The organism is Afipia dichlorophenoxyacetatis, assembly GCF_055386385.1.
Genome location: NZ_AP029250.1, coordinates 4,888,261 through 4,913,484 on the forward strand (window position 1 = coordinate 4,888,261; position 25,224 = coordinate 4,913,484).

Here is a 25,224-nt window from a genome sequence, read left to right on the forward strand (position 1 = left end):
GTCGTGTCATCTCCGCGGTCATAAGAATTGGGCGCTGTTGCGGCTAAGCTCATTACCATTGCAATGAAATCCGGCTGTCCGGCAATCAAGACGTAAGACGGGATGCCTAGAGAGGGAGGTCGCAGCGAAGGACGGAGGGAACCCCCATGGCAGACGTTATCGACGCAAGTGATCGCGCGGCTCTCGTTATTGAAGACCTGCCGGTCCTTAAAGTGGCAGACCTTGATGCGGATCCGCACGGCATGTATCGCAGATATCGTGCCTCCTATCCCATTGTCGGACATGAAATGGGAGGTTACATCGTGCTCCATCAAGCCGACATTGAGCGGCTTGGCAATGATCCGCGTACCGCGGCAATGGAAACGATGTACCCGGCAATGTACGGTGTCACAGAGGGACCGCTCTTTGATTTCTTCGAGCAGGGAATGCTCACCGCGAACGGCGCTGTTCACCGTCGCCGGCGCTCGCCGTTCTCCAGAAGCTTTGCGGTCCGAACGATGGCCGATCTGCGGCCGCAGATACGACAGTCATCGGAGGAATTGATCGAGAGCTGGTACGCCGATGGTCAGGTCGAATTTGCCGGTCAGTTCGCAGCTCAACTTCCGGCCCGCGTCACTGGCGATCTTCTAGGCCTGCCGCGAGCCGACATCCCATCCTTTACAAAACTTGTCTACGGGGTGACCCGGTTCCTGAGCGGCAGCATAACGCCGGACGCTATTCGTGAAGCAGAGGCGGCGTGCGAGCAGTTGCGCGATTACGTGGAAAAGACGCTCGAAGACAGGCGTCGCTCCCCTCGTGAAGATTTCCTCTCGGATTTCCTGGCGAAGGCGGACGCAGCCGGCGAGTTGTCACCTCTCGAGATGATATTCCAGGTCGTGCAGGTGATCATCGGCGGTACCGACACAACGCGTGTCGCCATCGTGATGCAACTGGCGCTTCTGCTCCAGCACAGGGAGCAATGGGACGCGGTGTGTCGCGATTCTTCGCTCATTCCGGGCGCGGTTGCGGAAGCGATACGCTTCGAGCCGAGCGTGGCATCGTTCGCCAGGGTTACGACTGAAGAGATCGAGGTCGGCGGCGTTGTTGTTCCGGCCGGGCAATTGCTCTCTTTTTCATCCATATCGGGCTTACGTGACGAAGAGGCCTATGAACGACCCGACGTGTTCAACATCCGTCGAACCGACCACCCGCGGCTGCTCCCCGCCTTTGGTGCCGGTGCCCATCGTTGCATCGGCGAAGCGCTGGCGCGTGTCGAACTCGAGGAGAGCCTGGCGGCACTCACGGCCCGCATCCCGCACCTCCAATTGGATCAAGCGCCGGTGATTCAGGGGCACGGCGGCATCCGCCGCGTCGATAGCATGCGGTTATCCTGGCAACCCTGAGCCTCAAACGAAGCTCCGGTCGGCACACAATCGACCGCGTCGCCGTGCGGTGCCATGAACAGTGACGCAGCCGAAATTGTCGTGCCGCTTTGCCTAGGCCTGCTTTGGCTTATCAACAAAAGGCCAAGGATGCGCTTGCTCGAAGGCGCGGGCCGCCCGCAAGACCATGTCCTCGCGCAGGTATGGTCCGACGATCTGCAGACCAACAGGTCGACCGTCGCGCGTGAAACCACACGGCACGCTGGCAGCCGGATGATAGCTGAGATTGAACGGGTAGGTGTAGGGCGCCCAGTTCAGCCAATCACTGCCGAACTTGCCATCGGGTGGCGTGTCGTGGCCGACGTCGAAGGCGGCAGTGGCGAGAGTCGGAGTGAGCAGAAGATCGTAGCGTTCGTTGAAGCGTGCCATCTTGGCATGCAAGCCAGCGCGAGCGCCAATCGCCGTCGCGTAGTCGGCGCCTGATACGTTGCGTCCCTTTATCCCGAGCGCAACAAGGCCGGGATCAACCTCGTTCCATCGCGCTTCCGGAATTCCGCGGATGATCGACCAGCATATTGTCAGCCAGATGGGTTCGAGGATCGGCATCGGGTTGGGAAAACCAGGATCGACCTGCTCAACAGTGGCGCCCATGGCCGCGAACGATTGCGCCGCTTGCGTCGTGATCGCCTCGACCTCAGGGTCGAGATTCTCGATATAACCAAGGCGTGGACTCCATGCGACGCGCATTCCCTTGATGCCGCTGTCGAGCGAACCCAGCAAATCTCCGACAGGAACATTCAGTGAGGTCAAGTCCTGCGGATCGTGTCCCGCCAGCGTCTGAACCAGCGCGGCTGCATCGCGAACGCTCCGCGTCACAGGTCCGATGTGCAAGGTCGCTCCGGCAGGGACGGTCGGAATTCGTCCGTAGCTTGGCTTGATCCCGAACACGCCGCAGAACGAACTCGGGATTCGAATGGAGCCTGCGCCATCGGTGCCGACATGAATAATGCCGAGATTGAGCGCCGCGGCAGCCGCGCCTCCGGCCGTCGAGCCGCCGGTCGTCACTTTCGTATTCCACGGATTGTGCGTGATGCCTGTCAGGGGACTGTCGCCCACGCCCTTCCATCCGAACTCTGGCATGCACGTTTTGCCGAGAACAATCGCGCCTCCCTTGATCAGACGCGCAGCGGCCGGTGCGCTGTCGGCGACAGGTGTATCGGCCGCGGTGCGGCTACCCTTTCGCGCGGGGTAGCCAGCAACCGGAATGTTGTCCTTGACCGTTACAGGTAGACCATCGAGCGGACTGAGCGGGTTGCCGCTCTTCCAGCGGGCGGCGGACGCTTCCGCTTGCCGCATCGCGCTCGCTTGATCTGTCACGACAAACGCGTTCACGGACGGTCCGACGTCCGAAATGCGCTTGAAGATCGCGGTCACAACATCCGTGGGTGAAAGTGAGCGATCGCGATACGCACTGATCAGCTGCGTACCATTAAAGAGCGACGGGTCGGTCGGATTGGTTGCGGCTCGCGCAAAAGATGCGCCAAGCGGTACCAATGCAAGTCCGGTTGTAAAAGAGCGCCGGGTCAGTCCGTTGCGTTTCGATTCAGTTTCGGATGAGTCTGCGGTTTCGTAATCAGTCCGTTCTTGATCAGCCATATTTTTCTCCCCGATGCATCCGCGCATTATTGTTGAATTTTCACCGGCCAGTGATCTGGCTCGGAGTTGCTGCGCTGCAGTTAGATGATCTGCGAAAGACAGTCCGCGTTGACTGATCAATCGCTTTGATCATCCTGAAATTAGCCGGAGGAATGATCAATCCTGACGTTAGTCTAGTTGTACAGGTGTGACAAAATTCGGTCCCCGCGCGATTTTATTCGGCATAAGATTTTTTGCATCGAACTGAAGCGATAAACATCGCAGCATATCGATCCTGGAAATGTCTGCCTTCGGCGGATTACGGCGCGGACTTTTTCAACACAATCGGTCAGAAGCGGACGCGCGACTGAGCTGGCGGGAACACGCGGATGGAAATCACCTTTTCGCGCAAATGCATCAGCCGCCTTGATAGCGAGGGCGGTTCCTGGTGGCCATGAGTGACTAAACGCCAAATGCGCGACCCGCGCCATGAACATTGGCGCCAAAGTAAAGCAGGCGAAGTTTGAAGGAATCGGCGCCAGGTTATTTGCTCACGATCGAAAATGCCTCGAAGTACGTCTACCCACCCGAGCGCCCAGCACCTCGGCCAACCGCTTCTCAAACTTCAAACGCCTCACCTCTATCGGTTCATCGAAAAAATTATCTCGCGCCCTTATCGCGCGCGCCTCATCCCCTTCGATACGCTCGATGTTGCAATCCTTGAATGTACACCCGGTGAACGCAAGCTGCTCGGTTGCATGGTCGATGAGCAGAACGCACTTTACGAATAGACATTTGTCAAAGCGGCAGAAGTTGATCCGCCCTCGAAAATCGAACATCTCCGAATAAAACGCTTCACCCCAAAACACCTTTTCTTCAAGTAGCTCGTTCACGCGATCTGCCCCTGCTATCCACCCCAGAGGATCGCGTCAGAACTTATAGCTCACGCTCAATGTGCTCGTGACGTCGCTGAAGCTGACCTCGTTGAGCTCACCACTGAAGTTTATGTCGTGAGTCCCGAAATCCGTGTAGCGTTAAAAAGACAAACTCCTATTTCGCATCGACCATCCTCAAGCAAGTCGCCGATTGTTCGGCGGCTGCCTATGCAGCGATTTCTTCGATCAGTTTCTTGAGCGGTACCGTTACATCTTCGAGTCTGTCTGCCGGGATCGCGTGGCCACCGACGACTAGCGCGCGGCCCTGGACGTAATCCTTCGTCGTGTTCACGCAATCCAGCGCGATAACTTTGTTCTGCTTTAGATAAATTACCGAGAAACTACGCGTCACCAAGGAACCGCGCAGAACTGCTTGGTCGTGACCAACTGAAAGGCCGATGGTCTGAAGGCGCAAGTCATACTGATTTGACCAGAACCAAGGCACGGCATTATAGGGTTGGGGTTGGCCAACGATAACACTCGCCACGACGTTCGCCATCTCGGTTGCGTTTTGCACCGATTCAAGCCGAAGCTGCGCTCCACCCGCGAAGATATTGGCATGCATCGCGCAATCCCCGATCGCGAAAACCTGGGGCAGAGAAGTTCGGCAATACTCATCAACCAAGACGCCATTGGTACCTGTCGCGCCGGCTTTAAGGAGTGGTTCAACGGCGGGGATGATGCCAATTCCAACAATCACGATGTCGGCTGGGATGACTGTGTTGTCGCCGAGGCGCACGCCAGTTACGCGATCTTTGCCTTCTAGGCATTCGACCGACGTGTTGAGACGGATATCGACGCCATGCGCACGATGTTCGGCTTCGAAGAAGCGCGAGAGCGAGACGCCTGCGACACGCGCCAGCACTCGGTCAAGCATCTCGACCACTGTGACCTTTTTGCCAAACTTAACAAAGGCCGCTGCTGTCTCGAGCCCGATATAACCACCACCGATAACGACGACGTTCTCAGTCTCGGGAAGCTCGCTGACAATCCGATCGACATCCGATCGCGTCCTGACCGAATGGACGCCCTTCAGCGTGTGGCCGCTGCAGGAGAGCCCGCGGGCGCGGCCACCCGTCGCCCATACAAGCGAGCCATAACCGATCGTGCGACCATCATCGAGGTCGACTGTTCTGGCCGTAACGTTGACAGACGCCACGCGGGTATTGAGCGCCATCGTGACATGGCGCTCTTCCCAGAACTGCGCGGGGCGAATGAGCATCTGCTCAAAGGGCTTCTCTTGAGAGAAATACTCTTTAGAGAGCGGCGGGCGCTCATAGGGGAGCTCCGGTTCCCCACCCACCACCAGTATCGATCCGTCAAATTTTCGCTGTCGGAGCGCGATAGCGGCTTGTGCACCACCGTGGCCGGCGCCAACGACTAAGACGTCCACCCTGTCCATACCGCCTCTTTGATGGCTCAGCTCGATGCTGATCGCCATCTCCTTTCGTGTGGTTACTTCTAATTTTCGACGACTAAACTGATCGATGGCCGAAGACCATCGATCGGTAGCGTCACCTGACCCTCGGCAGAACGCACCTCAGTTGAGGGCGGCAGCCGCGTTATTGTGAGGTATGAGCTCCGGATAGACCGTGAGCAATTCCTCAAAATCTGCAATCGGCGTCACCATGCCAAGCGCACTGGATGGCTTGCCTTTACCAAATCCCTGATCAACCGGCTCAATGCCTTTTTCCAGGTTCTGGGCGAGCCGAACGATCTTCTGCCGCGCCGCGAGGATTGCGGCATCGGATCGAACAAGGTTCTCAAACCGACGATCAATCGTGCCTTCTCGACCAGGCGCGCGCCGCATACCTTCTTGAATGCCGCGATCCTCGTCATTGATGCCGTAGATGCCGCTGTACTTGGTCGTTTTTTGAAGTTCGCGGTCAATCAAATAGTCATTTTCCCGATTGGCGGTCGGAAGGAAAGTATCGATCACCGTCCCGTCGGTTAGTGCGTACGTCCCCTTCGTCATTCGCGGCGGAAATGACCAACCGGAATTCGTCTTTTCGATCTGCTCAGCCGTGTAGGCCTCGTCCCTCAAAAACTTATAGGCAAAAGTACAGGTGTGCTCGTCATCGATTGGCAGCCAACCGCGACCATGGATGCTCTTGTCTGGATGGAACGCTCCGGTCACGCTCCACATTGGCAGTACCCAAGCGGTCACACGCCAATAGTATTCGTCGCGATATTTGCGTCTTGCCCCATAGACGAAGCCACCATCGGTCTCACGCACGAAAATCTCAGGTGCCCCGTCGTGCATAAACACTTCCTGAACAGTGCCTTCATAGTTGGTAACGCCGTGAATAAAGGTGAGATGCGCCGAGTCGATTTCGCCTTCGAAACCCTGTGCCCAGTTGCTCCGCTGAAGCCAGCGAGAAACGTGGACCTGCTTTTCAGGCAACGAGACCCACTCCATCGGCGGGAGCGCTTCGGGCTTCTTTTCCTTCGGTCCCATATAGACCCAAACGACGCCGCCGGCCTCCCATGTCGGGTAGCCGATGATTCGCAGCCGCGCTTTCACCGCTTCGAAATTGTCGGGCGGGATGATGTTCGGGATATCGAGACAATTGCCTGAAACATCATACTTCCATCCGTGATAGACGCAGCGCAGTCCACACTCTTCGTTTCGTCCAAAGAAGAGCGGTGCACCGCGATGGGGACAGTAAGCTTCAACGACGCCGACTTTTCCTGAGGTATCGCGAAAGGCCACGAGGTCCTCGCCCAATATGCGCAGCCGCACAGGCTGACCATCGGCTACGACTTCGTTTCCGACCAAGGCCGGCAACCAGAAACGCCGAAAAAGGTTACCCATCGGCGTGCCAGGCCCAACGCGGGTCAGGATCGTATTCATGTCGTCGGACTTCGCCATCGTCTCACCTCTTCCTTAGGCACAAATCATCTTGGACTGCGTGGATGTCCAATCTGCGACAGAAATGCTTCCGCACTCGGCATGCTGTTGCCGAGCCATGCAATTCCTCCCATGCGGCTTGCCACACGGACGGCAACGTTAGACCGGCCCTCGCCTGACCCAAAATACTTATGAAAATCTATATCGATACCTTTCCGGTATGATCGCCAGTTACTCTTCTGGCGCGACCTTCAGCACGAGACCGGAGATATTCTCAGTTAGGCGTATCTGGCAGGACAGGCGCGACTGAGGAGTCCGATGACTTGAGGAATCGAGAAGATCGTCCTCGTTCGGCCCCATCGGCGGCAATTTTTCCAAGAAGCTATCGTCGACATACACATGACACGTCGCGCACGAGCAGCAGCCCCCGCAAATCGCAAGAATTTCGTCGATACCAGCGTTGCGTAGCGCTTCCATCACAGATTGACCGGCGGTTGCTGTAACGACTTGTTTCTCTCCGTTACTCCGCTCGACGTTAATCACCGCCATATAACTTCCTTTCGAATAGCGACGTATTCGCGAGATCGCCTGGGCGAGCTCGCGTGGACTAAAATGCGGTGTTGGCTACGGCAACTCGCACCTGGCAGACCGCCGGTGACATAAGATCACCGATGCGCACAAGACAATTTGTCGCGATATCTCGCAACCAGCGCCCGTCTTGCCTTTACCCACGTCCGGCACATATGCCGGACGTTTCTTGTTCAACAAACATTATCGAGGCCAGGCTGCTGCTGTTCTCGATATGCTCAAGAAGCGTTGCCGCGGACCAATATGGGTTCTTCAACTTGCGTCTGGGCGCCCTGGCTCTCGCTTTCAGCACCCGCCTTGTTAAGGCGCCCGAGCACGAAGACGCCCAACGCAACGATCGGAAGCGGCGCGGCGGCGGCTATCAGTAAGTGGATCAATGGCGGGTTATTGGCAATAACGATACCCGCCAGGGCGGGACCAAAAATGGCACCCACTTTTCCGATCGAGAGTGCCCAGCCCGCACCACTGGCCCGATTGCTACTCGGATAGAACATGCCCATGACGCTCATGAGTGCAAAGTGTCCGCCAAAAATAAAGAAGCCAATCAGGCAGAGCATCGTTAGGAAACCCGCATCCGAGAACTCGAATGCTCCTGTTGCGATAACAACTGCCGTGGCGATCAGCGGAATTGGCGTCACTGCGGCCAAGCCGCGCATATCGACGATTCGACTGGCAAGAAGACCGCCGAACACGCCACCGAGTGAGTAAAGGGTAAGACCAATTGCCGCGAGGGAAGCTGACCGACCAGTACCCACGGTAATAAGAGGTATCCAGAAAGCCAGGAAGAACACGGTCATTGAGCTCGCGATGAAAGCTATCCACAGGATGGGCGTGATCTTCGCAAGTGGACCTTTGAACAGGCTAAGGATCGTTTCCTTCCAACTTTCCAGCTTTGCCTGATCTTCAGTGCCATCTAGCACGAACCGCGTGTCAGATGTGGCGCCCACCGTCGGATCAAGGGCATTGACCAAAAGCGGGACGGCCTCCGGATGCTTGCCAGAGAGCAGGAGATATTTAATCGACTCCGGTAGGGCAAAAACAAGCACAGGCAACAGTGCAAGCGGTACCAGCCCTCCAATGTAGAAAAGCACATGCCAGCCGTAATGCGGCACTAGCCATGCCGCCAAGATGCCTCCAATGCTGGTCCCGATGACGTAGCCGACCATAACGACTGCTACGACGGTCGCTCGGAAGCGCCGGGGGACATATTCGACATTGAGCGCAAAGCAGATAGGCGTAACTCCGCCTATGCCCAAACCTGCAATAAACCTGAAAACAGCAAGGTGCGTCAGGTCCGATGCAACCACGGTACTCAACGTCATCGAGCTGAACAAAATCGTTCCAATAATGAACGATGGTCGACGGCCAATTCGATCAGCCAATGATCCGAAAACAAAACCTCCGACCATGATGCCAAGTGCGCCGGCGGTAAAGACAAAGCCGAATGCAGCTCTTTCGATTCCCCAATCCGCAACGATACTTGGCGAAGCGAACGAGATCGCTTGAAGATCGTAACCATCGCATAGCATTATCAAGAAGGATAAGATCAAAAGCGAGACAACCTTTCGGTTTAACTTTTGCTTCTCGATTACATCGGAAATGTTCACAGTAGTCATGTTGTTATTCCCCCTTTGATTTGTATCTTTGTTATTATTTTTTTCCGGCAATCAGCGTTCGCCGGTGGTCTCGTAGTTTCGAATGCGCTTCAGCATCAATGTCGCGCGCCAGCTTTCGAAATTGCCCGCATTAAACCGTGTAAAAATCGACCACGCTTGGCATCCGGTCATTGATGAGAGCAATTTTCTTGCATGTTATGAGCCATGCACCATCCCCTGTTCGGTTGAGTGTGTGGCTGTACCTGACTGCAGCAATATGATGATCAGCAGTCCTTGGATCATAGACATGCACGCTCGCGGTCGAGCTCACTTGCATACGATCCTCCGAATGCTCGAGTAACCGCATCCCCCCAATGACATGGATGGTTCGAGGCAGTGGCATCGTCGTTATCGATTTAAGCGAATTGACCCGGTCGACGCGCTCCTCAAGCTCTAAGCGCGACTCATGGTAGATGAGAGAAACTTGCGTGTTAGGATCGGAGCTCTGCTCATTCTCATCCAACCACGCCGGCATCCAAAATTTGGCGTCGACGCTGTAGAGTGCGAGCCAGGCATCCCAGTTGCGAAAATCAAGTGCTTCCGCTTCTTTGAGTAAAAGGTCAAAAGCAGTCACGCGAGCAAGTGCATCAGCTGCTCCGCCCGGTGTACGCAATGTGATATTCATCGGGCGCTCTCCTTCTGCAGCAAACGCTTCCACTCCCGATAACCAGGAAAGAAATTGGTCTCGCCGCCAAAAGCCTTGGCCCCGAATGCCTTACCAACACCAAGCGCGCTTTCAACCGGCGAAATGTTCAGCTCGTCCGCTTGCTTCTGGGCCGCACCAGGCTTGCCCGCCATTCCGCGGCCATAGCCCTGCCTTGGTCCCGCTTCGGCCGCGTATCCCGCTTGGCAGAGCTCGTACATCGCGTTGTCATCCGAACTTGCCAATCCTGGAGGATTGAAAAAGTCCTCATACCCGCGAATTCGAAAGCGCCGTGCAGCAGCGCTTTCACCGACAATACCGAGACAATGAGAGGTCATTTCGGTTTTATGGGCCGAAAGCGGGCGCCATGTGCGGATTTGCGCCGAGTTGATGTCGATAATCTGAAGATTCGGATAGATAGTCAGATTGCGCTGACGGAGCATCCATTTGGCACGCGTGGCTCCGACACGTTTACGAACCGCATCGAGCGCATCTTGCTCAAGACACAAAGGTCGGCTGAAAATACTTTGCGACAAGATCGACCAATTGACCGCATGCCCGTAGTGGAAATTAAAACTGCCTTGGGCTTCAGGCTCATCCTCGCTCGGAAGCACTCCAATGGTGCCGCGTTTCGCGCGTTCGGCCAAGATGTCAACGTACGAACTATGCGTTGAACCGAAATGGTAGAAATCTAGCCCGTTCTCAAATTGAAGCTTCCAGTTTCCATTGAATGTGTAGGTGGTTTCACCTGGCACATATTCGATCTTGCCAACCGGACTCTGGTCAATAACGAGATCAATAAAGACCTTGGCATCACCGAGATGCTCACTCAGCGAGGGAACGTCCGCATTCAGACTCGCGAAGAGAAGGCCGCGATAGCTTTCGAAACGTGGCACTTTCACAAGGCCATGATCGGCCTCGGTGAAGCTTGGCGCATATTGGCCTGTCGCCTCCGCGGTAACGAAAATATTCTCGCCGGCCGTGTTGTACGACCAGCCGTGATACCGGCAGACATGAACTTTCTGGCGTCCATGCCTGTAGGGACAAAGCAATGTACCACGATGCCTGCAGGTGTTGAGGAAACAACCGATCTGGCCGTCGCCATCCTTCATGACGATCACCGGTTGGCGTCCGATATAGGTGGTGAAAAAGCTGTGCGGCTCGGGCAACTGCGATTCCAGCCCGACATATATCCACGTTCCCTCGAAGATCGCGGCCATCTCCGCTTCAAATACCGCTTCATCGGTGAAGATGGCGCTATCGACAACGAAGATGCCATCTTCCGGACGATCGTCGAAAAGCGCGTTCAGGCGTGCAAAGTCCATCATGATCTCCCTTCGAAACCACCCTTCAACACGAAGTCACACAAACCGGCGCGCATCGGGTGTCTTTTGTTTTTTGACCGGTTATCATTCCGCAAACACGAAGAGATCACCGACATTTGATCCTAGCGCTGGACACAGAGCGATGAGCGCCTCGCAGCGCATTAAAACTGTTCTGTGAATGCAGAGGGGCCACACGCATCTAACTGCGCGTGATGAAAAAGCCGTTTGCTTGCGATCTGTGCTTTGCTACGAGCCAGCAGATGTGCTGATCAGCAAAAGAAGGTCATTCGAGCTCTTGTCGATCATAGCCGGGCTTCGCAAAACGCGTTGCGATGACTCAGACAAATAGCTCAGCTGCAGCAGTTCCCAACTCAATACGGCGGATGCGTCCGCGGTGCGCGCTGAACGCGCGGCCTTCGATATAAAGTTCGTTGAGTTGGGATACGACATGATCCATCCACGAACTCAGAGCCGATTGTCCGCAGACGGAATCAGTCGACCACAATCCACAGATGGATCTAGCGCTAAGGTCACCCGTATCTCGCGCATGCTTCCCCGCCCGCGCATTGCTCCATTTTCTTAAGCATTGCAAGATTTGAAGGCGATCGAAGTTCCTTCGACGAGTAATTTCCTTTCGACTCGCAAGTGGTGGAATGCAAGTTCCTCAACCACCTTCGCTAGAGCAGCATGGCGTGGGTGACCAAGAAAACATCAGCGGCCTGGGAAATTCAACGAGCGCTTTTCCAGGAACGCGGGCATTTCCTTCCGATAACAGGAGAAGTTCTTCATTGAGAGCGTTGAGCTGCTTTGACTGAACGAAACGCCTCTCACGGCGAACATCGCTGTAGACGTATTTGTGTTCCCAGACATGATCGAAGCAAAACGGCCGAGCCCAGAAAAAAACCGAGATCTCGCGAGATCTCGGTTAGTTAGGGAAGAGCGCCCTAAGTTTCTCGTGGCTGATTTTGTGTCTCGCGCCACAGCAGCTACGGGAAACCCCTCGGCAGAAGCATGCATTGCATCTGTCAGTCAGGTCGCGCCCCGCCCCATGAGAGGCATGCCCTGGGTCGATTACCGACTAAGGACATTGCCATTTCAGTTCTTCGTTATAAGTCCTTTAGTTGGTGCTGGCTGTGCTGCGCCATCCCACAACCTGAACGAGGTTTTGAGGATGAAGGATGAGCCCGTCGGGGCACCAATTGTATCCTTTGAGTAGAAGGTGTTCAAATAAACTGCCTTCACGTCGACAGGACCAAAATTGTAGCCAACCAACAAGCCGGCACCGGCAGAGTGGTCTCGTCCGCACGTTGGCAAACGAGCAGCGGTGAGCTGGGCACAAGTCCAAGCCGATCCGGTGCCTGGATTGATCCCTCCAGGGGTGTCGTTGGTTACCTGATATTTGACATAACCGACGGGACCAACTTCCCACTTGTCGAATCTGTGCGTCGCAGTGAAGTCGAGAAACAATGTGCTGCCGCTTGTATACCCATTGCCCGGACTGTTCGGTCCGCCGAGGAACGCGGCTGTAGCAGCCGGAGTGGTCGGGTTCCGCGCGATGATTTGGTAGAGGCCAACGTTTCCGCCTGAAGCTGTATTGATGTCGTAGTAAGCGTTCGCTGTCAGGTCCCAACCATCACCAAGATACGTAAGCGCAGCGTGAGGGCGGATAGTCCAGTAGTCAGGCATCAGAGCGCCTGCATAGGTCGTGCCGCTAGGCGCAACGAAGCCTATACCTGCGTTAAAGAAGAAGGGCGCGTTACTTAGCTTCCAAGAAAAGTTCACCGGATTGAAGTAGATATTGCCGACGTTGTAGAACACTGTCTCTCCGTAGAGAGGGGATGAGCCCGGCCCTCCTCCAGGCACAAACGCTGTAGTTGTCGAATGCGCCTCATATCCGATTGTCTGAATGGTCGGAAACCATTGAGCGCCGAGGAACGTCATCCCGGTCGACCACGTTATGGTGCCAGAGTTGGCGAGACCACCATAGTGCGCAGAGCAACCGGCGCCACACCCGGTGTTACCATTGCCGCTGAAGTTCGGGACATAATAAGTGGTGTTGGCATAGAAGAGGCCGGGAGGCGGCGGTGCAGCGACCGGTGCGCCTACCGTACCTCCGAACAACGCATTGCCGAAGCTCCCGGGCTCGGTCGCGTTTGCCGGCGAAAGAGCGAGTGCCCCAAGGCTTGCTGCCAAAAATAAAGATCTACAGTTTGGTCTCATAGTTTCCCCCGTGCGTATAAACGCAGCTGAAAAAATCACTTTCTTTTTATTTTTGTCGCTCAAAACATCTGCGAAACATGGGAGAAATCGAAGGGGAAACTCTGTACGCAGCGGACGTATTGCATAGCCCGATACACATCGTGTTTTTCCCGTAACACTTGCGTACGCTTCGTACGGAATCGGTCATCAAAAAGGGCGCAACGGTCACGTAGTCGATCCGGTCGAGTCGGGTTTACTAAAAGCTCCGAGACCTTTTGAGTTGTTATCGTCGATCTCTACACGGGCCAAGTCCGCGTTCTGATTCATACAGACACTGAGAACAACACCAAGCGCTGGTCGATCATCCACGCAGGAAATGGCCAAGCAGGGATATTCCTGGGTACGCAAAACTCGTGAAGAAGCTCAACAGAGCCGTCTACTGCTACGATTTTTGCGTGCGCGGCGCGGTGAAGAGTCACCAAGCGATAAGCGCTATCCAGTTGTCGCCACTCGTATCGACTTCCGCAGATTGCGGATGGACGAACGCATGTTCGTGAATAGTGAGGCCTCATCGATCCACAAGGACGACGCTTGCACTCAAACCTCACGAAGCAACAACATCAGGACACTGAGGTGACCGCGTTAACCTTGGTGATGCGACATCCCATGCGTTAGCAAGCAGAGCACGCGGTAACTGCCGTAGCCACCGTTCAAATGGTAAAGATTCGACGCCGATACCGAGTCAAATTTGCAAGCCGATTAACAGCCGACGCTCAACGTAATCGCAAAACATTCGACACTTCGGATGGTGGACGATCATAAGCATTAGCAATAACGCCGTAGCAACTGCAGGCTTTCTGCTGAAGCAGTTTTCGATCGCGAACCTGCAACTCGCCACGCGTTTTGCGAACGATTCCCTGTTCTTCAAATCGAGCCAGAGCTTCTGTGATGCCGGCGCGACGCAGTCCAAGTATGGCCGACATATGATCGTGCGTAATCGGAACGACATTGTCGTCAAGGGCATCACAAACCATGCACAGCCATGAGGCAAGTCGTTGTTCGGAGCCGTGCCGAACACCACAAAGAGCTGTTTGTGAACTATGAATCATGAGACTTTGCATATAACGCAAAAGGTCGTCTCGTATCTGCAGCCTCTCGCGCATGAGGCGTTGCAAATCATCGATGTGGATTCGAAGCGCCCTTCCCCGGACGAGGACCGTCGCGCGACAGATCGATCTTTCGTTGCATAACGCGACCGATGCGCCTACCGCCCCACGATTATCAACACGTGCTGTTTCGAGAGTCGTGCCAGCAGCGAACGCTGTCAGCGATACGATACCAGACTCAATGAAGCTCACATACTCAATCGGTTTGTTCAGTTCTTGTAACACGACGCGTTCATCCAACGCGATCGGTTGCAGAAATGGAGCGATCGCCTGCAAATCCAAAAGGGGAAGGCCTTTCAGAATGCAATTTCGCGCGGACTCAAATGAAGTTGGCTTATTAAGCATGGCAGTTCCGCCCGCGCGTTGAGCGACGTGACGCAATCTCGCTGTCATGATCTCGTCCTCGCGGTGACGTATTCACGAGCGAATGCACTTAAGTCTCTAGCACCTGGCGTGTCTCGCACCAAAGTACTCACGTGCTTTTCCTCGTGAACATGCGCTTCATTTTAAACAGCGACTGTCTCGCCCTCTTCACTCACCGTTCGTAACAGTCGTTATGATTTTTTTGGATCGAGAACGAAGTCGACCTTCAAGACCTTGTTCTTGCCTTCCTGCTGAATGGGAAAAATCAAAGCATCCACGATGCCGCCAGCTACATCGTCATCGACGTACTTTCCACCCTCGAAATAGGCCTGCGTGGTAAATTCGCGGAAACCATCCTTGCGAACCTTGAAGTGGACGTGAGCAGGTCGCCATGTGTGATGACCCATCATCGTGATCAGCGCTCCTACCGGTCCTTTATCTGGGATGGTGTAAGGAACCGGTAATGTCGTCGCGATTTCGAACTTTCCGTCAGTGCCTGTCTTCAATCGACCACGGTAAAATTCAGCAGGAATTCCCTTGTGGATGCCCGCATAGGCGCCATCCGGCGTTGAATGCCAAACAAACACTGTGGCGTCTTCGACCGGTGCACCGTCTGGTGCTTTGACATTGCCCTGCACGATGAGAGGTTCGCCCTTATCTTCAGGCGCAATCTTCAATGCACCCTCAACCCAAGGAACCTCCTCAATAAAATAAGGACCCTCGATCGCTTGAGCCGAATTATGACCTCGTTTGTCTTCAGCCTTGATGACCAAGTGCTCTAGGAAGACGTCGATCAGAAGAGGAAGTTCTTTGTCGGCTTGGACCTTGGCGAGATAGCGAATGCCTTGCCGATATTCTTCGCGCGTCACATTGTTCTCGGCGAGAACCTTTCCGGCTGCAGCAATCAAATCTTGGACGATTTTCGTAAGACGCTTGTTCATGGCGGAACGTCCTTTTTATTTGCTCTTCAGGGCTTTTTTGATGAATTCGACACTTTGGGTGTAGGCCAGTGCCGCTGCTTGGGGGTGGAAGCCGAAGCTACGCACCTTGTTGAAAAACCCGTGTCCGGCACCTGGGTGAAGTTTATATTCATGCGGTGGCTTTGCCGTGGCCATCTTAAGAACGCCCTGCGCTTCCAAGGGAATATGGGGATCATCATCGCCGACATGAACTTGCACTGGACAACGTAAATCTCGCAGTTCGGCCTCATACGACGGCGCTTGAACCGGATAAAAAGACACGGCTGCGTCGGCGATGCCCATATGGGCAGCAAGCAATGCGTGTTTTCCGCCAAGACAAAAGCCCACGATAGCGACTTGACTGTTACAAGCAGGGTGTTCGCGTAAGGTTGCAACAGCTGCTGCTACGTCACGGCGAACTTTCTCATCAACGAGCGACTGCCAGTAGCCAATCGCGGTTTCCCGATCTTCTTCGCTATAACCAAGCTCGATACCCGGGCGAATTTGATGAAAGAGATCGGGCACGAGAACGACGAAACCTTCGCCTGCGAACTCATCCGCAGCCATCCGCATCGCGTTATTGACCCCGAAAATCTCCTGCAGAAGCACGATGCCTGGCCGAGGCTCAGCTTCGACGCCGGTCAGATAGCCGCCAAATGATTTGTCCGATCCTGAAATAGCTTGGTTCAAGTTCGACATTTGCGCTCCTCGGGCCGAAATCAAGCGCGAGTAAAGTGAGTCACACGATCCATATCGACGGTGACACCGAGGCCAGGACCATCGGGAACGACAACCTCGAAATTGCGATAGACCGTGGGTTCAGTGGTGAGATCTTCCGCCAAGAGCCGCGGACCGATCAACTCGCAACCCCAAGGCAACTCCGCCAAAGCGCTGAAGAGTTGCAACCCAGCGGCAGTACCGAGCGAGCTTTCCAGTGCCATCCCACCGTAAAGCGGTAAACCGGCAGCCTCCGCAACTGCGGCTCCCTTGTAAGCCCGCCGAATGCCGCCGCCCTTAGCAACTTTAACGGCGTAAACATCTGTCGAACGACGCGCAGCCGCGTCGAATACATCGTGAAAATCCCAAAGGCTTTCGTCGGAAAGGATTGGCATGTCGAGCCGCGCGACGAGACGGGACATGGCGGCGACATTCCAGTGGGATACGGGTTGCTCAATGAGCGAAAAGCCTGCGTCCTGGAATCGAGGCAATAGCGTGACCGCAGTCGGCTCATCCCACGCCTGATTGAGATCGACGCTGAAAGTCGCCTCATTGGAAATTTTTCGAATGGCTTCAGCCGTCTTTATGGCTCGTTGCGCTTCTGCACTCGGATCACCTTTTCCAATCTTGATCTTGAAGAAGCGATGATATCGCTGTTCAAGCTGACGTCCTGCATCCTCAACATCCGCCTCGAACGTCGCAGCCGCCAGCGCCCAAAGCACCGGTATGCTTTCACGTACGCGACCGCCATAGAGGAACGCCACTGGAATATCGAGGAGACGGCCCACCAAGTCATGGAGAGCGACGTCGACTGCCGCTTTTGCGAATTGATTATGGCTCGCGGCGCGATCCATCGCCGTCAATAGAGTTTCATACGCGAAAACGTTGCGGCCCATGATAGCGGGGCCGAGGTAGCGATCGATCATCAGCTTGATGGTCTCGACGGACTCACCGCCCCAAAAAGCCGTTCCACCAGGAGTGCCCCCCTCGCCTATGCCAACCGCCCCTCCCTTTGTACCAATAGTCACGATGACCAGACTTTGGCCGGCATGGGTGCCACTGGCGTGGAAATGCGACCGACGCATCGGCAGATCGACAATTACCGTTTCGACCCGGTCAATCTCATACTCTTTGCTATCGGCGCCCACAGAGGCGCGGCGATTGATGGGGTGTGCTGACGAAGTGGAACTCAATGTTTTCATAACAAATTGATAGGAGGGTCGATATCAAAAGAAAAATACCATATAGATGCGTGAACGATACTCAAACCGTATGGAGCTTTTGATGGAATTTCGACAGCTCAACTACTTTATCGCGGTCGCCGAGGAGGGAAACCTAACAGCAGCATCCCGGCGCCTGAACATTTCGCAGCCGCCTTTAACGCGGCAGATTCGCCAGCTTGAGGACGAACTGGGCGCGAAACTATTCCATCGCTCGTCAAAAGGCGTACAGCTGACGGCTGCCGGTAGCGCCTTCCTTACCGATGTGCATCGTTTAGTGCATTTCGCTGAGGTGGCGTCGGATAAGTGTCGAGCTGCGGATCGTGGTGAGATTGGACACCTCGAGGTCGGCTACTATGGAGCGACCATTCACTCGGCTGTGCCCCACGCGATCCGTCGTTTCCAGGAAGTCCAACCACATGTCTCGGTGCAACTCCGGCGCACAACGAAGCGCGAACAATTTGATCAGATTCGCGATGGCCGCCTTGGCGTCGGTTTCGCTCGCTATTATTTAAGTGAGTTCGATCTTGAGACGGTTTGCGTAAGCGTCGAGCGCCTCTTCGCCGTGGCACGTATTGGAATTTTGCCCAAACCATCTACGGGCTCCTTTACTCTAGCTGAGCTTGAAGGAAAACCGATCGTTATATTTCCCCGAGGCGGGCGCCCAAGTTTTGGCGACCAGGTCTTAGAAATGCTCGGTCGCGTGGGCGTGCGTCCATCGAAAATCGAAGCAGCGGAAGACGTCTTCGCGGCTATTGCAATGACAATGATAAGCGATGCAATCTGTGTCATCCCAGAAGCCGTCGCAAAATTGAATTGGCCGGAACTTGAATCGGCGTTGATCGATGATCCAACTGCTGTTTCCCCGGTGAGCTGCGTCTTTCTGAAAGAAGGACGCACAGCTGTCGTTAACGCATTCCTCGATACGATCCCACGTTGAAGACATACGGATTAGGTATCGACACGACGCATCGTTAGTATTTGACGATGCAAGGGCTCCGGGCAATCTTGATGATTGCGAGGAACCCACCGATGATCCCTTTTATTTATGAGAGCCTGCCCTCACGCGTAATTTTTGGTCGCGGGACAGTTGGCCAAGTAAGCGCTGAAATTGAACGGCTCGGCGCCAAGCGAGTGATCATCCTTTCTACGGCTGAACAATCAGCCGAAGCTGAGAGGATCTCGCAACAACTGCGCGGCGCTCATGGTGCAACGTTCAATGGCGCTGTGATGCACACACCTTTGGAGGTGACGCATCAAGCGTTGCAGATCGTTCAGCAAATGAAAATCGACGGCATCGTCGCTATTGGCGGCGGTTCCACGATCGGCCTTGGCAAGGCCATTGCTCTACACACCGATCTGCCGCAGCTCGTGATCCCGACCACTTATGCTGGATCTGAGATGACTCCTATCCTTGGCCAGACCGAGAACGGCATAAAGACAACGCAACGGACAGCAAAGGTTTTGCCCGAAACGGTAATCTACGACGTCGATCTAACCCTCAGCTTGCCTGCAAAGATGTCGGTGGTCAGCGCAGTCAACGCAATGGCTCATGCGGTTGAAGCCCTCTATGCAACGAACACAAATCCAGTCTTGTCCATGATGGCTGAAGCAGGCATTGCGGCCCTCTACCGAGGGCTACCGATCATTGCTAAAAATTCGAAAGATATAGAGGCCCGAAGCGATATACTTTACGGAGCGTGGCTATGTGCAGTGTGTCTTGGCACCAGCAACCTGGCTCTCCACCATAAGCTTTGCCACGTGCTCGGCGGATCGTTCAGTCTTCCCCACGCTGAGACGCATGCCATCATCCTCCCCCACGCGATCGCATATAACGCACCGGCAACGCGTGATGCCATCGCAGCACTAAAGCGTGCCTTGGGAGGCGAAGGCGTGGCTGGACGTGTCTTTGATTTAACGCAATCAGCGAGCGCTCCGACGGCTCTCAAAGACCTTGGCATGCCTGAAGATGGCATCGATCGTGCGGTGGAAATTGCTTTGGCAAATCCCTACGCCAATCCTCGGCCAATCGAACCGGCACTCTTACGTCGACTGATCGCCAATGCGTGGTCAGGCGTTCGTCCGGACCATTGCTCCTATGTAGATTAGTTTTGGAGCGCGTTTGAAATTCACTTTCTAACCAGCAGGCAGCCAGAGCTGCCTGCTTAGGCAACTAAAAAGTATTCGGATGGAAACCATGGATAGCAATAAAATGGCGCTTGAGATCGATGTTCTGATCGTTGGAACAGGACCCGCTGGCGCTGCGTCGGCCGCCTTGCTCGGCACCTACGGCGTGCGCGCTCTTGTCATCAACAAGTTCGGCTGGACCGCACCAACTCCACGCGCACACATCACCAATCAGCGCACGATGGAAATCATCCGTGACATGGGTCTGGAAGCAGAAGCGTTGCAAGCCGCATCGCCCCAAGAGTTGATGGGCGAAAACACCTATTGCACGAGCCTTGCTGGGGAAGAGCTCGGTCGCATCAAAACTTGGGGCAACCATCCTGCGCGCCGGACCGACTTCGAACTCGCCAGTCCGACAAAGATGTGCGACCTGCCGCAACATCTTCTCGAGCCCATTTTTATCAATGCTGCGGCGAAGCGCGGCACCAAGGTTCGTTTTGACACCGAATATTTGGATCACGAGCAGGACGCCAAAGGTGTCACTGTCAGCGTACGAGATCGATTAACTGGTGAGACCTACAACATTCGCTGCAAATACTTGATCGGAGCCGACGGCGCGAATTCAAAAGTACTCGCCGACGCGGGCCTTCCATTGGAAGGTAAAATGGGTGTGTCCGGATCGATCAACGTTCATTTCGAAGCGGACCTTTCGCGCTTTGCTGCGCATCGTCCCAGCGTTCTGTATTGGGTTATACAGCCAGGCTCCAGCACAGGAGGCCTTGGCATTGGCGTTGTCCGCATGGTCCGCCCTTGGAATAAATGGTTGGCGATTTGGGGCTACGATATTGAACAGGGCCCCCCCGAAATGACTGAGGCATTCGCCAAGGAAATCGTTCACAACATGATCGGCGATAACTCGGTCCCGGTTAAGATCGAAGCCACTTCGCTTTGGACCGTAAACGATATGTTCGCAACTTCCATTTCGAAAGGGCGTGTCTTTTGCATGGGCGATGCCATTCATCGCCACCCACCGACCAACGGTCTCGGCTCAAACGTATCCATCCAGGATGCGTACAATCTCGCATGGAAACTCGCGCTTGTCCTTAAGGGTAAGGCTGCCCCAAGTCTGCTTTCGACATACGATCCAGAGCGAACGCCGGTTGCCAAGCAGACCGTGAAACGAGCCAACAAAAGCCTCGGCGATTTTCCGCCGATCTTCAAGGCGCTCGGTCTTCTCGACGCCAAGTCGCCGCAGGAAATGGTCTCTAACATGGCGGCGCGTAAGGCGACGACGCCAAAGGCGGCGGAACAACGCGCCGCACTCATCAACGCGATCGACAACACGCATTACGTTTACAATGCACATGGCGTTGAAATGAACCAGCGTTACGCTTCAGCTGCCATTGTTTCCGATGGCACGCCCAATCCGGAATTCAAACGTGATCCCGAACTTTATCACGAACACTCGAGCCGTCCCGGTGCCCCGGTGCCACATGCTTGGCTGGTTACAAAAGCTGGCCATCGCATCTCAACACTCGACCTTTGCGGCAAGGGCCGCTTTACATTGCTGACCGGAATTGGGGGGGAGGCTTGGGAAGCCGCAGCTTACCAGGTGCGAGAAGCTTACGGGATTGACCTTGATGTCGTAATTATCGGACCAGGTCGCGACTACGAGGATATCTACGGCGACTTTTCGCACTTGCGCGAGATTGAGGAAGATGGAGCCCTCTTGGTGCGACCGGATTTAATCGTTGGCTGGCGTTCGAAGACGTTGTCGAAATCAGCAACCGATGACCTCCTCTCTGCATTTGGGAAGATCCTCGGGCTATCATCGAAGCAACGCGTCGCTGCGGAATAAAATCGTCCATCCGCCATACTCTTTCTGTATCGGCGGCTCCTGGAAAAGGTATTGGACAGGTTTGTCGACCGTTTGCACGATTTCTGCAACATAAAAATGCTGACCGATCTTCATTCAACGAGAGACGGCAGCCGGGAAGCAACTTCTTGCGGACTCGATCGGCGCTTATGCAGAGCGCCGATCGATCCCGCGATTGGTTGTCTGCATTTTGCTGCACCTGGATAAGGTAACGAGCAGCTCTTCAGGTGGGAAACAGGTATTCGTCAATGCTGCGCACTCCCTTTATCGAAACCGTCAGCGACCTCTTCATTCGAGCCACGCAGTGGCGCGGCAAAGATGAGATGTTTGTCGATAACGATCATCGCATTTCGGGATTCGAGGTGCTGGATGAGGCACTACGATTGGCGCAAGGCTTTTCTGAGCTTGGCGTCGCACCGGGTGAGGTCATTCCGTTTTTGTGCCGCAGCTCTGCGCGTCACGCCGTAGCGTGGCTTGCGGCACCTTTGAGTGGCCGGATTGCATGCAACCTGCATGTTCGTGAGACCTCAAAACGTCTCGGGGAAGTGCTGGGTTGGCTCGATGCTAAAGTACTTGTCTATGATCCTGAATTAGAAACCGAAGCACTCGCTGCCGTCGCCGCTCTTGGCAAACCTATTCAGCTCATCAGCCTTGGTGTGCGCGGAAGGGCTAACACCGATTACAGCCAGATAATTGCAACGTGCTCGCCGTTCGACGTTGCGGCGAAACGTCCGAAACCGAGCGACATTGCAGCGATTGTTCTCTCGTCGGGAAGTACCGGCAGTCCCAAAGGCGTGATGCACACGCAAGAAACGTTGCTGGAAGGCTCCAAGAGCGGACAAACCGCTTTGGCTTTAATAACCGCGAAGAGCTCGATCCTGCTTTACATCAACCCGTCCTTTGCGGCTTGGACGTTGATCCTTCTTCCTTTCATTGCCGCCTCTGCCAAAGCTTGCTTTGGCAAACTTTTCGTGGCTTCGGACTTCCTGGAGGCTTGTCAGCGCGAGCGTATTACTTTCGCACCGTCAGTTCCCACAATTTTGCGAATGCTGTTTGAGGCCGGACCGGAAAAATACGACTTGTCGTCACTGGAGCTTGCGGCCGTTTCGGGCGAAGCGCCTTCGGAAACAGATGTCCGTCAAATGTACGGCCGGGTATGCAAGACAATTCGGTGTTTCTACGCAGCCGGGGAATCCTTCATCAGTACTTGTTTTTCCGTAACGCCTGAGGAGCTGGCGGAGCGCGGTAAAATCGGTTCAAGCGGTCGGCCTTTGGTAGGCATTGACATCAAGATTGTCTCGCCCGGTGGCGAATTCGACGACGAGCTTCCGGTGGGTGAGAGCGGCGAGATCCTCCTGTCAAGCCCAGCGACTGCTGTTGGTTATTGGAAGGATCCTGAGATGACCCGTAAGAAGTTCATCGACGGATGGTGGCGCAGCGGTGATCTCGGCCGGTTGGATGCTGATGGGCATCTTTATGTATTGGGCCGCCTCGATAACGTCATCAATACCGGCGGTATGAAGGTTCACAGCGAAGAAATCGAGCATGCGTTGCTTACACATCCAGCTGTTGCGCAATGCGCCGTCGTGGGTCAACCCGACGTCCAGTTGGGACAGCGTATCGAGGCTTATATGGTCGTGCGCGGTGAGCGACCCGAAGCTGACGAGCTTAGTCAGTTTCTGCGCCAACACCGTCACTTGGCCGGGTACAAAGTGCCTAAAGTTTTCCACTGGATTGACGCGTTGCCGCTCGGTTTGACTGGCAAAGTCTCTCGCATAGCTCTGCGCGCCTCCAAGTAGGCTGGCATCACCTATGGCCGCAGATGACATCGTTATCGTCGGATATTCGGAGTTGAGAAATTCGTTTCGCTCATTGCGAAGCGTGTATGACTTGGCCGGCGAAGTCTTTTCCGATCTCCTTCAATCCACGGGCGTAGAGAAGGACGCGATCGATGGCTTTTGCACCACCGCCTCATTAAGCGAGGGCCAGCATCTTTTTCACACATCCGACCTTGCCGAGGTACTTGGCCTGTCGCTTGATTGGTTCCAAACGACAAACATCGGTGGCTCATCAGTTCTCAGTGGCGTTGCGGCTGCAGCAGCTGCATTGCGGGGCGGCCAGTGTGAGATAGCCGTCGTACTCAGTGCTGATGCACCAAGCAGCGCGCTCAACTTGAAATTTGCCAGTTACCGTACCCAGTTTCTGGACCTGGCCGGAATCCGGCGTCCTCCGGATGCGTTTGGTCTTTTGTTGCGCGCCTATGAAACGCGATACGAGCTTGATCCACGCGCCCTCGGGAAAATTGCAATTGCACTGCGCGAGGGGGCACTTCTTAACGATAATGCACTGCCCAAGCTGAGGCGCCCTCTTACCGAACGTGAGTATCTTGAAGGGCGTCTGGTTGCTGATCCATTGCGCATGCTTGACAGCGTTATGTTTTGCGATGGTGGCAACGCGATCATGCTCACGACCGAACGGCGCGCGCGGACTTTCAGTAGAAAGATGGTGCGGATCGCGAGCTATTCTGAACGGACAGGCCATCGGTCAGCAGAGGCGATGCCAGACGTCCTCGATACGGGATTTTCGGTGGCAGGCCCGAAGGCATTACAACGCGCGGGACTCACTCCCAATAAGGTTTCCATGCTTCAGGCTTATGATGATTTTACAATTGCGGTGCTCCTTCAGCTCGAGCAGCTCGGGTTTTGCGATCGCGGCAGCGGATCCAATTATGTTCTTGCGACCGATTTTTCCGCAAAGGGCGATTTGCCGCTCAATACAGGTGGCGGCCAACTCTCAGCCGGCCAGCCGGGTCTTTCGGCAGGCGGGTTGATCCTGGTCGAAGCTATTCGTCAGCTATTTGGCGAGGCAGGTGCGCGTCAAATACCTTCGCCTAGCAACGCTGTGGTTACAGGTATAGGGGCAATACCTTACGCAGGAAACTGGTTGACAAGTTCTGTCATGGTTTTGGAATCGTAGGATGGCGTCTCCTGAACTTCTTCGGCCCGAAGCCGCGTTCGTAGGCTATATCGACACGACTCCCTTTTGGAGCGGTGCGCGCGAGCGCAAGCTTTTCGTGCAATACTGCTTTGATACATGTCGCTTCCAACATCCGCCGCGACCGGTCAGCCAGTACACCGGTTCACGAAACCTGGGTTGGCGTGAAGCTATTGGCAGAGGCCGTGTCCATTCCTGGATCATTCAGAATGGTGCACCTACAGACAACGGTGTCTTTCATCGACCGACACTCGTCGATATGGACGAAGGTTTTCGTTTTCTAAGCTGGTATGTCGGCAAAGAAGAATTGCAGCAAGGTATGGCAGTTGTTGTGAGCTGGGAGCTGCTTGAAGATGGCCGGTCGTGGCCTGCTTTTAAGAGCGTCGATGTCTAATTCGGCAGCGAGCCGGAGTGAAGCCCGCACAGGTCAAAGCTCATCATAACGCCGATGAGTTGTAACGCAGCACGCCCTTGCCGACGTAGCTGCGCGTCACATCGGAGAACTCGCCTTCGGATGTCGCGGCGGGCCGCCCGCTCAGCACGGTGACACCGCTGACGCCCGCGCCGATGTGCCTGAAGTAACAAGTTCGCCGATCAGGTTGCCCAGCGT

The 25,224-nt window shown here is 55.0% G+C and carries 20 protein-coding genes; 8 read left to right on the plus strand and 12 right to left on the minus strand.

The window, feature by feature from the left end; all coding sequences use genetic code 11:
- Positions 1-146 precede the first annotated feature (146 nt).
- Positions 147-1,382, plus strand: a complete 1,236-nt coding sequence (locus ACZ5C3_RS22940; protein WP_464033299.1) for a cytochrome P450 — start codon at positions 147-149, stop codon at positions 1,380-1,382.
- A 93-nt stretch (positions 1,383-1,475) separates the two neighbouring features.
- Here ACZ5C3_RS22940 and ACZ5C3_RS22945 read toward each other — a convergent pair whose 3' ends face one another.
- On the minus strand, positions 1,476-3,017 hold the full coding sequence (locus ACZ5C3_RS22945; RefSeq protein WP_464033301.1) for an amidase: 1,542 nt from the start codon (positions 3,015-3,017) through the stop codon (positions 1,476-1,478).
- A 542-nt stretch (positions 3,018-3,559) separates the two neighbouring features.
- Between ACZ5C3_RS22945 and ACZ5C3_RS22950 the strand changes: the two genes are divergently transcribed.
- On the plus strand, positions 3,560-3,787 hold the full coding sequence (locus ACZ5C3_RS22950) for a hypothetical protein (protein ID WP_464033303.1): 228 nt from the start codon (positions 3,560-3,562) through the stop codon (positions 3,785-3,787).
- A 310-nt stretch (positions 3,788-4,097) separates the two neighbouring features.
- Here ACZ5C3_RS22950 and ACZ5C3_RS22955 read toward each other — a convergent pair whose 3' ends face one another.
- The 11 genes from ACZ5C3_RS22955 to ACZ5C3_RS23005 form a co-directional block, all read right to left on the minus strand.
- Positions 4,098-5,372 carry an NAD(P)/FAD-dependent oxidoreductase gene (locus tag ACZ5C3_RS22955; protein ID WP_464033305.1) on the minus strand — a complete coding sequence of 425 codons (1,275 nt, stop codon included), beginning with the start codon at positions 5,370-5,372 and terminating at the stop codon, positions 4,098-4,100.
- A 99-nt stretch (positions 5,373-5,471) separates the two neighbouring features.
- Positions 5,472-6,803 carry a Rieske 2Fe-2S domain-containing protein gene (locus ACZ5C3_RS22960; RefSeq protein WP_464033307.1) on the minus strand — a complete coding sequence of 444 codons (1,332 nt, stop codon included), beginning with the start codon at positions 6,801-6,803 and terminating at the stop codon, positions 5,472-5,474.
- Positions 6,804-7,013: 210 nt separating this feature from the next.
- Positions 7,014-7,331, minus strand: a complete 318-nt coding sequence (locus ACZ5C3_RS22965) for a 2Fe-2S iron-sulfur cluster-binding protein (protein WP_464033309.1) — start codon at positions 7,329-7,331, stop codon at positions 7,014-7,016.
- Between the two features lie 257 nt (positions 7,332-7,588).
- Positions 7,589-8,986: an aromatic acid/H+ symport family MFS transporter gene (locus ACZ5C3_RS22970; RefSeq protein ID WP_464033311.1), complete on the minus strand. Its 1,398-nt coding sequence runs from the start codon at positions 8,984-8,986 to the stop codon at positions 7,589-7,591.
- Positions 8,987-9,116: 130 nt separating this feature from the next.
- A complete protein-coding gene (locus ACZ5C3_RS22975) occupies positions 9,117-9,650 on the minus strand; it encodes an aromatic-ring-hydroxylating dioxygenase subunit beta (protein WP_464033312.1) in 534 nt (177 codons plus the stop codon).
- Positions 9,647-10,888, minus strand: coding sequence for an aromatic ring-hydroxylating oxygenase subunit alpha (locus tag ACZ5C3_RS22980; RefSeq protein WP_464033313.1), 1,242 nt, complete (start codon positions 10,886-10,888; stop codon positions 9,647-9,649). Before ACZ5C3_RS22980 ends, ACZ5C3_RS22975 begins: the two co-directional genes overlap by 4 nt.
- Positions 10,889-12,088: 1,200 nt before the next feature.
- Positions 12,089-13,186: a transporter gene (locus ACZ5C3_RS22985; RefSeq protein ID WP_464033314.1), complete on the minus strand. Its 1,098-nt coding sequence runs from the start codon at positions 13,184-13,186 to the stop codon at positions 12,089-12,091.
- A gap of 779 nt (positions 13,187-13,965) precedes the next feature.
- Positions 13,966-14,751, minus strand: coding sequence for a Crp/Fnr family transcriptional regulator (locus tag ACZ5C3_RS22990; RefSeq protein WP_464033316.1), 786 nt, complete (start codon positions 14,749-14,751; stop codon positions 13,966-13,968).
- Between the two features lie 161 nt (positions 14,752-14,912).
- Entirely contained in the window at positions 14,913-15,662 is a 750-nt protein-coding gene (locus tag ACZ5C3_RS22995) for a dioxygenase family protein (RefSeq protein WP_464033317.1), read from the minus strand.
- A 15-nt stretch (positions 15,663-15,677) separates the two neighbouring features.
- Positions 15,678-16,379 carry a dienelactone hydrolase family protein gene (locus tag ACZ5C3_RS23000; RefSeq protein WP_464033319.1) on the minus strand — a complete coding sequence of 234 codons (702 nt, stop codon included), beginning with the start codon at positions 16,377-16,379 and terminating at the stop codon, positions 15,678-15,680.
- 20 nt (positions 16,380-16,399) lie between these two features.
- A complete protein-coding gene (locus ACZ5C3_RS23005; RefSeq protein ID WP_464033321.1) occupies positions 16,400-17,599 on the minus strand; it encodes a muconate/chloromuconate family cycloisomerase in 1,200 nt (399 codons plus the stop codon).
- Positions 17,600-17,681: 82 nt separating this feature from the next.
- On the opposite strand from ACZ5C3_RS23005, the gene ACZ5C3_RS23010 reads away from it, so the two are divergent.
- The 6 genes from ACZ5C3_RS23010 to ACZ5C3_RS23035 all read left to right on the plus strand — a co-directional run bounded on the left by ACZ5C3_RS23010 (position 17,682) and on the right by ACZ5C3_RS23035 (position 25,008).
- The gene (locus ACZ5C3_RS23010) at positions 17,682-18,557 is read left to right on the plus strand and encodes a LysR family transcriptional regulator (RefSeq protein ID WP_464033323.1); all 876 of its coding nucleotides are present in this window, start codon (positions 17,682-17,684) and stop codon (positions 18,555-18,557) included.
- Between the two features lie 92 nt (positions 18,558-18,649).
- Complete coding sequence (locus ACZ5C3_RS23015; RefSeq protein ID WP_464044293.1) at positions 18,650-19,726, plus strand: maleylacetate reductase; 1,077 nt, start codon at positions 18,650-18,652, stop codon at positions 19,724-19,726.
- Positions 19,727-19,814: 88 nt separating this feature from the next.
- Positions 19,815-21,602 carry an FAD-dependent oxidoreductase gene (locus ACZ5C3_RS23020; protein WP_464044294.1) on the plus strand — a complete coding sequence of 596 codons (1,788 nt, stop codon included), beginning with the start codon at positions 19,815-19,817 and terminating at the stop codon, positions 21,600-21,602.
- Positions 21,603-21,868: 266 nt separating this feature from the next.
- The gene (locus ACZ5C3_RS23025) at positions 21,869-23,419 is read left to right on the plus strand and encodes a class I adenylate-forming enzyme family protein (RefSeq protein WP_464033325.1); all 1,551 of its coding nucleotides are present in this window, start codon (positions 21,869-21,871) and stop codon (positions 23,417-23,419) included.
- A gap of 13 nt (positions 23,420-23,432) precedes the next feature.
- On the plus strand, positions 23,433-24,596 hold the full coding sequence (locus ACZ5C3_RS23030; protein WP_464033326.1) for a thiolase family protein: 1,164 nt from the start codon (positions 23,433-23,435) through the stop codon (positions 24,594-24,596).
- A 1-nt stretch (position 24,597) separates the two neighbouring features.
- On the plus strand, positions 24,598-25,008 hold the full coding sequence (locus tag ACZ5C3_RS23035; protein WP_464033328.1) for a Zn-ribbon domain-containing OB-fold protein: 411 nt from the start codon (positions 24,598-24,600) through the stop codon (positions 25,006-25,008).
- Positions 25,009-25,224 lie beyond the last annotated feature (216 nt).